The sequence below is a fragment of the Micromonospora sp. NPDC049559 genome (assembly GCF_040676675.1).
Lineage (GTDB): Bacteria > Actinomycetota > Actinomycetes > Mycobacteriales > Micromonosporaceae > JBFAPK01.
Genome location: NZ_JBFAPK010000010.1, coordinates 103,139 through 115,132, shown reverse-complemented (window position 1 = coordinate 115,132; position 11,994 = coordinate 103,139). Strand labels below are relative to the sequence as shown.

Here is an 11,994-nt window from a genome sequence, read left to right as displayed (position 1 = left end):
ACATGGAGGGGTTTTCTCTGTGTACGATGCAGCCGTCGCCGGGCGGCTCCCCCCGTGGCCGCCCGGCGCTCGAACTCTCCTCCGGCCGTAGACTCGCCGGGTGACCGAGATTTCCGCCGAGCCGACCGCGCCGATCTGTTCGGCCCGTGGCTGCCGGTCGGCCGCGATCTGGGCGCTGCGCTGGAACAATCCTCGGCTACACACCCCGGAGCGCCGCAAGACCTGGCTCGCCTGCGCCGAACACCGCCAGAGCCTCGGCGACTTCCTGGGCGCGCGCGGGTTTCTGCGTGACGTCGCGCCGGTGGACCCATCGCCTACGCTCGACGTGTGAGCGAAGAACGCGCCACCCCGGAGCGCGGAGCCGAGGAGCGCGCGGCGGAGCCGCCGCGCGCCGCGGGCGAGCGCGGAATCACCGCCCTGGAGCCGTGGCCGGAGACGGTGCGGTGGCAGGCGGTCTCCCGGGACCTGATCTGGGTGGAGCTGCTCCAGCTCGGCATCCTCGTGGTGGTCGTGCTGGCCGGTCTGGGCATCGGCTGGGCGGTGAGCGGTCACTGGCTGTTCGGGTTCGGGCTGGCCGTGACGCTGCTGCTGACGCTCTGGCGGGTGTCGGCGATCGTACGGGCGGTGCGCGCGTGGGGGTACGCCGAGCGCGACAACGACCTGCTCGTCCGGCACGGCCTGCTGGTCCGGCGGCTGTCGATCGTCCCGTACGCGCGGATGCAGTTCGTCGACGTCAGCGCCGGTCCGCTGGAGCGCGTCTTCAACCTGGCCACGGTGCAGCTGCACACGGCCGCGGCGGCCAGCGACGCCCGGGTGCCGGGGCTGCGTCCCGCGGAGGCCGCCCGCCTGCGGGACCGGCTGACCGCCCTGGGCGAGGATCGGGCCGAGGGCCTGTGATGGAGCCGAGCAGCGTGGTGGTGTCGGCGGAGCCGCGGCGGCGGTTGCACCCGCTGAGCCCGCTGCTACACAGCGCCAAGTCGCTCGTGGTGATCGTCGCGGCGCTCTCCTGGTCCACGCTCTCCCGGGTCGGGCTCGGCCGGTTCAGCCTGCTGGTGCTGGTACTGCTGATGGGCGCCGCCGCGCTCAGCGTGATCAGTTGGTTCAACACCGGGTACCACGTCGTCGGCCGCGAGCTGCGGATCCACGAGGGGCTGCTGTGGCGGCGTACCCGGGCGATCCCGCTGGAGCGGTTGCAGGCGGTGGAGGTCGTCCGGCCGCTGCTGGCGCAGCTCACCGGCCTCGCCGAGCTGCGGCTGGAGGTGGTGGGCGGCGGGAAGGCGGAGGCGCCGCTGGCGTACGTCTCGGTGGCCGACGCGGTCGCGCTGCGGGACCGGCTGCTGCAACTGGCCGGCCGCGCCCCGGTGCCGGCCGAGGCGGCGGCGCGGGCGCCGGAGGGCGTCGAGCCGGGTACCGTCCCGGTGGTGGCGCCGCCGGTCGCGGCGGTACCGCAGCGGCCGCTCCACGCGGTGTCGAACCGGGATCTCATCGTCAGCCAGCTGCTCACGCCGCAGGCGCTCTTCCTGCCGTTCGGCCTGGCGTTCGTGGTGGCCCAGTTCCTCTACGAGGCGTCGTACGGCTTCATCGCGATCGCCAGCACCCTGACCGCGATGGCCGGCGTGATCCTCCAGCCGGCCCGCCGGGTACTGGAGGACTGGAACTTCCGGCTGGCCCGCGACGCCGCCGCGCTGCGCGCCCGGCACGGGCTGCTGGAGACCCGGGCGCAGACGGTACCGCTGGACCGGGTGCAGGCGGTCACCGCCGTCTGGCCGCTGCTCTGGCGGGTACGGGGCTGGCTGCGGCTGCGGCTGGACGTGGCCGGCTACTCGGGCGGGCCCGAGCAGGAGGGGCGCAACCGCCCGGACCGGCTGCTGCCGGTCGGGGACCTGTCGACGGCGCGCGCGGTGGTGCTGGAGGTGCTGCCCGGGGTGGATCTCGCGGCGCTGCCGTTCGGCGCGCCGCCGCGCCGGGCCCGCTGGAAGCATCCGCTCGCCCGGGCGGTGCTCGGCGCGGGGCTCACCCCGGAGGTCTTCGCGGTGCGGTCCGGGCTGCTCGCCCGGCAGGTCTCCGTGGTGCCGTACGCCCGGATCCAGAGCGTACGGGTGGTGCAGGGGCCGATCCAGCGGCGGCTGCGGCTGGCCACCGTGCACGCCGACACGGCCGGTTCGCCGGGCGCGGCGGCGGTGGACCGCGACCTGGCCGAGGCGTGGGAGCTGGCGGCCGAACTCACCGCGCGGGCGCGCGCCGCCCGGCTCGCTCGCTGACCGGGGGCACCGGCCCGGTGGGCACCGGCGGCAGGGTGGTCGGCGCGGCGGCGCCGTCCGAACCGGCCCGGGGCCCGTCGAGCGGGTCCGTACCGCCACCGGCCCGCCGCCGCGCCCACCAGCGCTCGGCCAAGCCGACCACCAGGTAGGTGAGCCCGACGTACGCCCAGCCGACCAGCACGTCGATCATGTAGTGCTCGCCGGAGTAGACCAGCGTGAACGTCATCGCCAGCGGGTACGCGAGCAGCAGCGGCCACCAGCGCCGGCGGGTCGAGCCGAGGAAGAAGAGCACCACGAAGAGGGCGAACGCGGTGTGCAGGGACGGCATCGCGGCGACCGGGTTCGAGGCGATCTGCCCGGCGTTGAGCAGGTTGCCGGCGCCGTGCATGCCGAACTCCTTCCAACCCCGGGTCGAGATCCGGACCACGTCCTCGATCAGACCGTTCTGCGCCGCCCACCACGGCGGCGCCGCCGGATAGAGGAAGTACGTCACGAGCCCGGCCGCGGAGAGGAACGCCCACCGGCGCATGAACGCCGCCCAGCGGGCCCGGTCGCGCAGCCAGAGCACCACGGCGGCGGCCAGGCTCACCACGAAGTGCGAGAAGTAGACCCAGCTCGCCAGCACGTCCCACCAGTGCACGGCGACCGGGTCGTAGAGGTGCTGCTGGAGCCAGACCGTCGGTACCTGTCCGCCGGTGGCCCACCCGAACATCCAGTGGTCGGCGGCGACCAGTTCCAGCGCGTGCGGGGTGGCGCCGTTGTCGGCGAACCCCCGGGACAGGTTGTACGCGGTCAGCAGCAGCACGACCGGCAGCCAGTCGCGGGCGAAGCGCAGGTGGCTGCGCCAGGGACGGTCGCTGTGCCAGGCGATGGTCGCCGTCCAGAGCCAGGCGAACGCGTACAGCGGGTCGGTGGGGAGGCCGATGACCAGCCAGCCGGCGACGAACGCCACCGCCCAGACGGTGACGGCGAGGAGTCGGCGGCGCCGGTCGCCCGGTGGCGGCGGCTCCGGGGGCGTGGCGGGCACGGGCTCGGTTACGGTGACGGCCATTGTCGTCCAGGTTAACTACCCACCAACGCGCAACGAACGGCGCACCCGCCGGCGCGCCGCCGAGAGCGGGAGCGGGCGCGGGGCGGGCGGGGGCGGGCGTGAGGCGCGCTGTGGGGGACGGGCGTGGGGTGCGCCCGGCTCGGCGGACGCCGGGCGGCGGTGTCGCGGCGATCACGGCGAGCCCGGGCGGGATCGGCTCTAGGCTCATCCCCGATGAGCACGCAGCCGACTCCGCCGCTCGTGCCGGGGCTGACCGCCCGGGTGGAGCTGACCGTCACCGACTCCGACACCGCCCAGGCCGTCGGCTCGGGCGACGTACCCGTACTGGGCACCCCCCGCGTGCTCGCCCTGGCCGAGGCGGCCACCGTCGCGGCCACCGCGACCGCGGTACCGGCCGGCATGACCACCGTCGGCGTACGCGTCGAGCTGGAGCACACCGCCCCGACCCCGGTCGGCGGTACGGTCGTCGCCGAGGCGCGGCTGGCCAAGGTCGAGGGGCGGCGGCTGGTCTTCGAGACCACCGTCAACGACGGCGCCACGACGATCGCCGAGGGCCGGGTGGAGCGCGTCCTGGTCGACCGGCAGCGGTTCGTGGCCCGGGCCGCGCAGGCCGGTTAGGCGTCGCCCGGTCCACCGGTAGGCGTCGCCCGGTCGGTCGGTCCGGCGTCGCCCGGCCGACCGGTTCGGGTCCGGCCGACCGGTTCCGGCCTGGGCGCCGGCGAGCTGCCGTAGGCTGCCAGCCGTGACGACTGCCGCCTTCACGGAGGTCGCCGACCGGGTACACGTGCTGCGCCACCCGGTGCTCGACGTCAACGTGACCCTGATCGTCGGCGACGCCGCCGCGTTGCTGGTGGACACGCTCTCCACGGCAGGGCAGGCCACCGAGCTGGGCGCGGCCGTACGGGGCATCACCTCCCGGCCGTGGGCGATCGTGAACACCCATCACCACTTCGACCACTGCTTCGGCAACGCCGCGCTCGCCACCGACCCGGCGTACCCGATCTACGCCCACGAGACGACCGCGTCGCTGCTGCGGGAGCGCCCGGGGGACGTGCGCCGGCTGGCGCACGACGAGATGCTGCCCCGGGACCGCGAACTCGCCGCCGAGCTGGCGCGTACCACGATCCTGGCGCCCACCCACGTGGTGCGCCTGGAGACCACCCTGGATCTCGGTGGCCGGTCGGTCGCGCTGCGCCACTTCGGGCGGGGCCACACCGAGGGCGACCTGGTGGTGCACGTACCGGACGCGGACGTGCTGGTCGCCGGCGACCTGCTGGAGCAGGGCGCCCCGCCGTCGTTCGACGACGGCTACCCGGTGGAGTGGCCCGAGACCGTGGCCGAGCTGCTGCGGCTGGCCACTCCGGCCACCGCGGTCGTACCCGGTCACGGCGCCGTGATGGACGAGGCGCAGGCGCGGGCCCAGCACGAACAGCTCACCTCGCTGGCCTGGTTGATCCGCGAGGGGCACGCCGACGGGGCGCCGCCGGAGCGGGTGGCCGCCCGCGCTCCGTTCGGACCGGAGACCGCGTTGCCCGCCGTGCGCCGGGGGTACGCCGAACTCACCGGCCGCGACTGACGCGGCGCACCCGGCTACCCGATCCGGCCTCGACTGACGCGGCGCGCCCAGCTGCCCGATCACATGTCACCGTATCGACCTTTCCCTATTGCGCCGCGCTCGGTTCCGTGGTGCGATACGCCTATCGAGTTCAGCGCGGGGGCTGACGCGCTGTGCCGGGTGCCGCCAGGGAGCCACGCGAGGGCACACGCCCGGGTACGACCGCACGCCGCGCGGCGCCGGCCGTAGGGATCACGAGACGCCGGAGCACCGCACGCCGGAGCACGAGACGTCGGAGCATCGCACGTCCGAGCATCGAACGCCGGAGCACCGCGCGTCCGAGCATCGGACGTCCGAGTACCAGACGTCGCAGTTCGCCGCACCCCGAGCCCCCGATCGACCGCATCCGTTTCCCGCGATGCCCCGATCGACGGGTACCCGGCGGGCGGGCTCCGACCGGCCGGCGCCTCCGATCGTCGATCCGCCGGTACCCCGACGACGCCCGCGGCGGCCGAGGTACCCATCCACCGCCCCGCTCGCCGGACCGGCACGCCGGTACCGGACCCGGGCGCGGATCCGCTCGTCATCCGCGGAACCGGCCTCCCGCGCCGGCGCCGCGACAGCTCCAGTGAGGAGATTTCGGTGAAACTTCTACGCAGGGTCGCGGTGCTCGGTGCCGTGGCCGCGCTGGCCGCCGGCGCGTTGGCGGTGACGACCTCGGAGCAGGCACTGGCCCACGGTGCCGCGATGAAGCCGGGCAGCCGCACCTATCTGTGCTGGAAGGACGGGCTCAGCGCGACCGGTGAGATCCGCCCCAACAACCCGGCCTGCTCGGCCGCCGTCGGCCAGAGCGGGGCGAACTCGCTCTACAACTGGTTCAGCGTGCTGCGCTCGGACGCGGGCGGCCGGACCACCGGCTTCATCCCCGACGGGCAGCTGTGCAGCGGGGGCAACCCCAGCTTCAGCGGCTACAACCTGGCCCGTAACGACTGGCCGCTGACCCACCTCACGGCCGGTGCCAGCATGGAGTTCTGGTACAGCAACTGGGCCCACCACCCCGGCACCTTCTACTTCTACGTGACGAAGGACAGCTGGAGCCCGACCCGCGCGCTGGCCTGGAGCGACCTGGAGGAGCCGTTCCTCACGGTGACCAACCCGCCGCAGCAGGGCGCGGTCGGCACCAACGAGGGCCACTACTACTTCAGCGGTCGGCTGCCCACCGGCAAGAGCGGCCGGCACATCATCTACTCGCGCTGGGTCCGCTCGGACAGCCAGGAGAACTTCTTCGGCTGCTCGGACGTGGTCTTCGACGGCGGCAACGGCGAGGTGACCGGCATCGGTTCCGGCGGCAACCCGCCCACCACGCCGCCGACCACCCCGCCCGGCAACCCGCCGACGACCCCGCCGGGCAACCCGCCGACCACGCCGCCGGGCACCACCGGCTGCGCGGCCAGCTACCGGGTGGTCAACTCCTGGTCCGGCGGTTTCCAGGGCGAGGTGACGATCACGAACCGGGGCAGCGCGTCGATCAACGGGTGGACCGCCAGCTGGACCTGGCCGAGCGGGCAGAGCATCGGCACGCTCTGGAACGGCTCGTACACCCAGAGCGGATCGAGCGTGACGGTCCGCAGCGCGAGCTACAACGGTACGTTGGCGCCGAACGGCAGCACGACGTTCGGCTTCAACGCGAGCACGACCGGTACGAACACCGCTCCGACGGTGGCCTGCACCAGCCCGTGACCGCTGGTTGACCGGTGTGGAAGGGGCCCCTCACCGTCGCCCGGGCGGGCGCGGCGAGGGGCCCCGTCGGCGTGCCGGTCAGCGCACCATCGAGCCGACCACCGGCTTGGTGAGCAGCGCGGACTGGTTGCGCTCGATCCCCGGGTCGAGCGAGCGCTCCACGAAGATCGCGTGCCAGATGCAGAAGACGAGCACGGTCCAGACCTTGCGCGAGTGGTCGGCCTCCTCGCGCTTGTGCTCGTCGAGCAGGCGCATCGCGTACGACAGGTCGAGCAGCTCGCCCGCCCCGCTGGTGGCGAAGATGTGCCGGGCCCACTCGTACATGTCGCCGCGCAGCCAGACCCGGGTCGGGGTGGGGAAGCCGAGCTTGCGCCGGTTGACGATGGCCGGCGGTACGACGCCCTGGAGCGCCTGGCGCATCGCGAACTTGGTCGCGTCGGAGCGCGGCGGGAGCTTCAGGTCCACCGGCACGATCGACGCCACGTCGAAGACCTCGCGGTCGAGGAACGGCACCCGCACCTCCAGCGAGTGCGCCATGGAGATCCGGTCGGCCTTGACCAGGATGTCGCCGCGCAGCCAGGTGTAGAGGTCGACGTACTGCATCTTGGTGACGTCGTCCAGCTCGGTGCACTCGGCGTAGATCGGCGCGGTCACGTCGGTGTAGCGCACCGAGGGGTCGTACCGGCGCAGCAGGTGCTGCTTCTCCTCCTCGGTGAACATCCGGGCGTTGCCGTAGTAGCGCTGCTCGATCGGGGTGGTGCCGCGCTCCAGGAAGCTCTTGCCCTTGACCCCCTGGGGGATCGCCCGCGACACCGCCCGCAGGCCCCGCTGCATGGTCTCCGGCAGGCTGTTCACCGACTCCAGCGACAGCGGCTCGCGGTAGATCGTGTACCCGCCGAAGAACTCGTCCGCGCCCTCGCCGGAGAGGACCACCGTGACGTGCTCGGCGGCCTTCTTGGCGACGAAGTAGAGCGGCACCAGGGCCGGGTCGGCGACCGGGTCGTCCAGGTGCCAGACGATCTTTGGCAGCGCCTGCATCATGTCCTGCGGCGTGATCTTCGTGGGGATCGTGGTCACCTGGAGGTGCCGCGCCGACTCCTGGGCCACGTCGATCTCCGAGTAGCCCGGCACGTCGTACCCGACCGTGAAGGTCAGGATGTTCGGGTTGAACTCGCGGGCCAGGGCCACCACGGCGGTGGAGTCGATCCCGCTGGAGAGGAACGAGCCGACCGGGACGTCGGAGCGCATGTGCATCCGTACGCTCTCGCGCAGCGTCTCGCGGATCCGGTCGTACAGCTTCTGCGGGTCGTCCGCCGGGGTGGGCCGGAACACCGGCCGGTACCAGCGGCGCACCTCGATCCGGCCGCCCGGGCTCCAGGTGAGGTACTCACCCGAGCCGACCCGGTTGATCCCCTGGTGCAGGGTGCCCGGCTCGGGCACGTACTGCAGCGTCAGGTAGTGCGACAGGCTGGCCGTGTTCACCCCGGCGTCGCCCGCGTGGGCGGCCGGCGCGAACGGCAGCAGCGCCTTCTTCTCCGAGGAGAGGTAGACCCCGTCGGGGGTCTCCAGGTAGTGCAGCGGCTTGATGCCGAAGTAGTCCCGGGCGCCGAAGGCCCGCCGCTCCTGCCGGTCCCAGATGACGAAGGCGAACATGCCGCGCAGCCGGTTGAGCACCTGCTCGCCCCAGTAGTGGAAGCCGGCGACGATGACCTCGCCGTCCCCCTGGGTGGCGAACTGGGCGCCGAAGTCCCGGATCAGCTCCTCGCGCAGCTCGATGTAGTTGTAGATCTCGCCGTTGAAGGTCAACAGGTACCGGCCGTCGGCGTACGAAAGGGGTTCGTGGCTGTGCGCCACGTCGATGATCGAAAGGCGCTTGTGCCCGAAAACGCCGTCCGCGTACCGGCCCGAGGCGTCGGTGATCAGCTCGACCCCTGTCTCGTCCGGCCCCCGGTGGTGCAGGCTTTCCAACGCGCCAGCGATCGCCTCGCGGTACGCGCCGGCGTCGCCGCGCGCACTGAAGAAGGCCAGGATTCCGCACATGGCCGTCATCTTTCCACGCGCGCCGTCGGCACGTGCCGGCACCGCTGCTACGTCCGGGCCAGGCAGCGCGGTACGGTCGGCGACGATGACGGGACGCGCGGGAGGAGCGGATCATGGGTGAGAAACCGGACGAGACGGCGGTCCAGGACAAGGGGACCGAGTCGCACGACCCCGACTTCCCGGAGAAATTCCTGGCCTTCATGCGGGAGGGCTGGCGGGACAGCACCCTGCCCGTGGGCCCCCGCCCGGAGGTGCCGAACCACGCCAAGCGCCGGGCCGCGCTCTCCGCGGCCTTCCCGGGCGAGACGCTGGTGATCCCCACCGGGCCCGAGCGGGTACGCGCCAACGACACCGCCTACCGCTTCCGTCCCGGTAGTGACTTCGTGTACCTGACCGGCGACCACGATCCGGACAGCGTGCTGGTGCTGCGGCCGAGCGGGTCCGGCCACGACGCCGTGCTCTACATGCGGCCCCGGTCGTCCCGGGAGAGCGACGAGTTCTTCCGCAGCCGCCACGGCGAGCTGTGGGTGGGGCGCCGGCACACGCTCACCGAGAAGGCGACCGAGTTGGGCGTGGAGACCGCTCCGCTGGACGACCTGCCGGCCGCGCTGGCGGACCTCGCGCCGGGGCGCACCCGGGTGCTGCGCGGCTTCGACGAGCTGGTCGACCTCTCGGTGCGGCCGTACGACCCGGAGCGCTCGGGCGTCCGGGACCGGGAGCTGGCCGAGACGATCAGCGAGCTGAAGCTGGTCAAGGACGAGTGGGAGATCGCCCAGCTCCAGGAGGCGATCGACGCCACGGTCCGGGGCTTCGAGGACGTCGCACGGATCCTGCCGGCCGACCGGCCGGTCTCCGAGCGGCTGCTGGAGGGCGTCTTCGGGCTGCGGGCCCGGCACGACGGCAACGACGTCGGTTACAGCTCGATCGTCGGCGCCGGCGAGCACGCCACGATCCTGCACTGGATCCACAACAACGGCACCACCCGCCCGGGCGAGCTGCTGCTGATGGACATGGGCGTGGAGGGGCGGCAGCTCTACACCGCCGACGTCACCCGGGTGCTGCCGGTCTCGGGCACGTTCAGCCCGCTCCAGCGGCAGGTCTACGACATCGTCCACGCCTCGCAGCAGGCCGGCATCGACTTCATCAAGCCGGGCGTCGCCTTCCGGGACGTACACCTGACCTGCATGCGGGTGCTCGCCGAGGGCCTGTCGGAGCTGGGCCTCCTGCCGGTCAGCGTGGACGAGGCGATGGACCCGGAGTCGACCGTCTACCGCCGCTGGACGCTGCACGGCTTCGGGCACATGCTCGGCCTCGACGTGCACGACTGCGCCCGCGCCCGCAAGGAGAAGTACCGCGACGGCACGCTCGGCGAGGGGTACGTGCTCACCGTCGAGCCGGGGCTCTACTTCCAGCCCGAGGACGACCTCGTACCGGAGGAGCTGCGCGGCATCGGCATCCGGATCGAGGACGACGTGCTGGTCACCGCGACCGGCGCGGTCAACCTGTCGGCGGGGCTGCCCCGGACCGCCGACGACGTGGAGTCGTGGTTGGCGGCGCAGCGGTCGGCCGGTGCGCGCCTGCCTGGCTGAGTCGCTGGTTGCTGTCTCGGGCCCGTACCCGCTCCCTGGGTGGGGGCCACCGTACCCCGCGCGGCCCGTCAGGCTTGAGGTCCGCGCGGGGTACGGTGGCCCCACCTTCTCTTGCACCGGGGTGACTCCGATACGCCCGGCGAACCCGGACGGGGATCGGTGCGCGGGGTGACCTGGGCACTTTCCGCGGCGCCCAGCGGGGAGTCGGGCGGTTACCGTGTCGGGGTGGGTTTTCGGAGCACGTTGCCCGGTTGTGCGCGCGGGCCGTCGGACCCCGGACAGCGGCCGGCTGAGGCGCTGGCGTGACCGAAGTGTCAGTCTCGGAGTTCGTCGAGCACCGCCCGGCGCCGCCGCTGCGGCCCCTGGTGGCGCGGTACACCGGGTACCGGCAGGTCGGGCTCGCGCCCGGGCGGCACCGGGGCCTGCCCTCGCCGTACCTGACGTTGATCTTCACGCTGGACGAGCCGCTGGAGGTGGCCGCCCACCCCGACCCCCGCACGCCGCCGGGGCGGTACGCGACCCTCGTCGGCGGGCTGCACACGGCACCCGCGCTGATCACCCATCCGGGGCGGCAGTCCGGCATCCAGCTCGCCCTCTCGCCGCTGGGCGCGCGGGCGCTGCTCGGCCTGCCCGCCGGGGAACTCGCCGGCCTCGACGTGGACGCCGCCGAGGTGTTCGGGGCGTCCGGGCGGGAGCTGCACGAGCGGCTGCTCGCCGCCGGCGGTTGGCCGGAGCGCTTCGCGCTGCTGGACCGGTTCCTCGCGCCCCGGGCGGCGGCGGCCACACCACCCCGGCCCGAGGTGGCGCACGCCTGGCGGCGGCTGCTGGCCGGCGGCGGTGCCGCTCCGGTCGCCGAACTGGCCCGCGAGGTCGGTTGGAGCCCGCGGTACCTGGGCCGGCGCTTCGACGTCGAGATCGGCCTGAGCCCGAAGGCGGTGGCCCGGGTGGTCCGCTTCGACCGCGCCCGCCGCCGGCTGCAACGGCGTGCCGGCACCGGACCCGATCTCGCGCTGGCCGATCTCGCGGCCGGCTGCGGCTACTACGACCAGGCCCACCTGGCCCGCGAGTTCCGGTCCCTCGCCGGCTGCCCGCCGAGCCGCTGGCTGTGGGAGGAGTTCCGGTACGTCCAAGCCGGGCCCGCCCCGGCGTTGCCAGACTCGGGGCCATGACCGATTCGACACCAGCACCACAGGTATGGCCCGCCCTGCGCGCCCGCGACGCCCGGGCGCTGATCCGGTTCCTCGTCGCGGCCTTCGGGTTCACCGAGACGGCCGTGCACGGCGAGGGCGACCGGGTCGACCACGCCGAGCTGGCCTGGCCGGCCGGCGGCGGGATCATGCTCGGCAGCGAGCGCGACGATCCGGCCCGCCGGTTTCCGCTCCGGCCGGGCACCTTCGGCGCGTACGCGGTGACCGACGACCCGGACGCGCTCTACGCCCGCGCCGTCGCGGCCGGCGCCCAGGTCGTCCAGGAGCCGCAGGACACCGACTACGGCTCCCGCGAGTTCATCGTCCGCGACCCGGAGGGCAACCACTGGTCGTTCGGCACCTACCGGGGGCACCCCCGGACCGCCTGACCGCTCGACCGCTCGAGCGCCCGGGCGTCTGGGCGTCTGGGCGCCCCGTCGCCTGAGCGTGCCGGCCCCGCACCGGCACGCCGGGCCCACCCGCCGGTACGACCTCGCGGTCGCGCTCCCGGAGCGACTCCCGGGCGGCACCGCACCGCCGTCGCACCCTCGTCACGCCCCCGTCGTACCGC

At 73.6% G+C, this 11,994-nt stretch carries 11 protein-coding genes; 9 read left to right on the top strand and 2 right to left on the bottom strand.

The window, feature by feature from the left end; all coding sequences use genetic code 11:
- Positions 1–100 precede the first annotated feature (100 nt).
- The 3 genes from AB0J86_RS14310 (at position 101) to AB0J86_RS14300 (ending at position 2,261) form a co-directional block, all read left to right on the top strand.
- On the top strand, positions 101–331 hold the full coding sequence (locus AB0J86_RS14310) for a hypothetical protein (RefSeq protein WP_363856999.1): 231 nt from the start codon (positions 101–103) through the stop codon (positions 329–331).
- A gap of 77 nt (positions 332–408) precedes the next feature.
- Positions 409–897 carry a PH domain-containing protein gene (locus tag AB0J86_RS14305; protein WP_363857140.1) on the top strand — a complete coding sequence of 163 codons (489 nt, stop codon included), beginning with the start codon at positions 409–411 and terminating at the stop codon, positions 895–897.
- On the top strand, positions 897–2,261 hold the full coding sequence (locus AB0J86_RS14300) for a PH domain-containing protein (protein WP_363856997.1): 1,365 nt from the start codon (positions 897–899) through the stop codon (positions 2,259–2,261). The genes AB0J86_RS14305 and AB0J86_RS14300 overlap by 1 nt, the downstream gene beginning before the upstream one ends.
- Here the strand turns inward: AB0J86_RS14300 and AB0J86_RS14295 are convergent.
- Positions 2,224–3,312 (bottom strand): phosphatase PAP2 family protein, encoded by a 1,089-nt coding sequence (locus AB0J86_RS14295; protein WP_363856995.1) that lies wholly within the window; start codon positions 3,310–3,312, stop codon positions 2,224–2,226. The two genes, AB0J86_RS14300 and AB0J86_RS14295, sit on opposite strands and share 38 nt — an antisense overlap.
- Positions 3,313–3,525: 213 nt before the next feature.
- On the opposite strand from AB0J86_RS14295, the gene AB0J86_RS14290 reads away from it, so the two are divergent.
- The 3 genes from AB0J86_RS14290 to AB0J86_RS14280 all read left to right on the top strand — a co-directional run bounded on the left by AB0J86_RS14290 (position 3,526) and on the right by AB0J86_RS14280 (position 6,607).
- Positions 3,526–3,930, top strand: coding sequence for a hotdog domain-containing protein (locus tag AB0J86_RS14290; RefSeq protein ID WP_363856993.1), 405 nt, complete (start codon positions 3,526–3,528; stop codon positions 3,928–3,930).
- A gap of 124 nt (positions 3,931–4,054) precedes the next feature.
- A complete protein-coding gene (locus tag AB0J86_RS14285; RefSeq protein WP_363856991.1) occupies positions 4,055–4,888 on the top strand; it encodes an MBL fold metallo-hydrolase in 834 nt (277 codons plus the stop codon).
- A 657-nt stretch (positions 4,889–5,545) separates the two neighbouring features.
- Positions 5,546–6,607 carry a lytic polysaccharide monooxygenase gene (locus AB0J86_RS14280; RefSeq protein ID WP_363857138.1) on the top strand — a complete coding sequence of 354 codons (1,062 nt, stop codon included), beginning with the start codon at positions 5,546–5,548 and terminating at the stop codon, positions 6,605–6,607.
- Positions 6,608–6,685: 78 nt separating this feature from the next.
- Here AB0J86_RS14280 and asnB read toward each other — a convergent pair whose 3' ends face one another.
- Positions 6,686–8,647 carry an asparagine synthase (glutamine-hydrolyzing) gene (gene asnB, locus AB0J86_RS14275; protein ID WP_363856989.1) on the bottom strand — a complete coding sequence of 654 codons (1,962 nt, stop codon included), beginning with the start codon at positions 8,645–8,647 and terminating at the stop codon, positions 6,686–6,688.
- A 113-nt stretch (positions 8,648–8,760) separates the two neighbouring features.
- Between asnB and AB0J86_RS14270 the strand changes: the two genes are divergently transcribed.
- From AB0J86_RS14270 to AB0J86_RS14260, 3 genes are all read left to right on the top strand, one after another.
- On the top strand, positions 8,761–10,236 hold the full coding sequence (locus tag AB0J86_RS14270) for an aminopeptidase P family protein (RefSeq protein ID WP_363856987.1): 1,476 nt from the start codon (positions 8,761–8,763) through the stop codon (positions 10,234–10,236).
- Positions 10,237–10,538: 302 nt separating this feature from the next.
- Positions 10,539–11,405, top strand: coding sequence for a helix-turn-helix domain-containing protein (locus AB0J86_RS14265; protein ID WP_363856985.1), 867 nt, complete (start codon positions 10,539–10,541; stop codon positions 11,403–11,405).
- Positions 11,402–11,812 carry a VOC family protein gene (locus AB0J86_RS14260; protein WP_363856983.1) on the top strand — a complete coding sequence of 137 codons (411 nt, stop codon included), beginning with the start codon at positions 11,402–11,404 and terminating at the stop codon, positions 11,810–11,812. The genes AB0J86_RS14265 and AB0J86_RS14260 overlap by 4 nt, the downstream gene beginning before the upstream one ends.
- Positions 11,813–11,994 lie beyond the last annotated feature (182 nt).